The sequence below is a fragment of the Pseudomonas tremae genome (genome assembly GCF_001401155.1).
Classification (GTDB): Bacteria; Pseudomonadota; Gammaproteobacteria; order Pseudomonadales; family Pseudomonadaceae; genus Aquipseudomonas; species Aquipseudomonas tremae.
The window spans coordinates 1-812 of record NZ_LJRO01000044.1 but is presented as its reverse complement, the minus strand read 5'-3'; the positions used below and the strand labels follow the sequence as shown (position 1 = coordinate 812).

Genomic DNA, 812 nt, shown 5'->3' with positions numbered 1-812 from the left:
ACCTGGCTGTCGCCAGCCGTGTCCAGCAACTGGACCTGTATCGCCAGGCAGCCGATGCGCTGGGCATCGACGCACCCACTGCAACCCTGCGCAGCAGTCAGTTAATCGATGGCAGGATCTGGGACGGCAGCGACCCCGCAGGCTACGCGCGTAGCTTCAAGCTCCACTCGCTGGCCGACAACGCGCCCGCTGTGGCCAGTCGTTGACGGAGAACGTGACCATGCTGCGTATCCTGCTTATCAATGACACGGCCAGAAAAGTCGGTCGCCTCAAATCGGCATTGATAGAGGCCGGTTTTGAAGTAATCGACGAATCCGGACTGATCATCGACTTGCCCGCCCGCGTTGAAGCGGTGCGCCCGGACGTCATCCTGATCGACACCGAATCGCCAGGACGCGATGTAATGGAGCAAGTGGTGCTGGTCAGCCGTGACCAGCCGCGGCCCATCGTGATGTTCACCGACGAGCACGATCCGGGCGTGATGCGCCAGGCAATCAAGTCCGGGGTCAGTGCGTATATCGTCGAGGGTATCCAGGCCCAACGGTTGCAACCGATTCTGGACGTGGCGATGGCCCGTTTCGAGAGCGATCAGGCACTGCGTGCGCAACTGCATGCCCGCGATCAGCAAGTGGCCGAACGCAAGCGCATCGAGCTGGCCAAGGGGCTGCTGATGAAAATGAAGGATTGCAACGAGGAAGACGCGTACACCCTGATGCGGCGTCAGGCGATGAGTCGCCAGCAAAAGCTGATTCAGGTGGCCGAGCAAATTATCGCGATGAGCGAGTTGCCGGGGTAAACGAGCGAAGAACGCC

General features: G+C 60.7%; 1 protein-coding gene and 1 pseudogene. Both read left to right on the top strand.

The genetic code is table 11. The features are described from left to right. Positions 1-206 (top strand): annotated as a pseudogene (locus ALO43_RS02680) (nitrate ABC transporter substrate-binding protein); the annotation flags it as partial. Positions 207-220: 14 nt separating this feature from the next. After that, a complete protein-coding gene (locus ALO43_RS02675; RefSeq protein ID WP_054997063.1) occupies positions 221-796 on the top strand; it encodes an ANTAR domain-containing response regulator in 576 nt (191 codons plus the stop codon). Positions 797-812 lie beyond the last annotated feature (16 nt).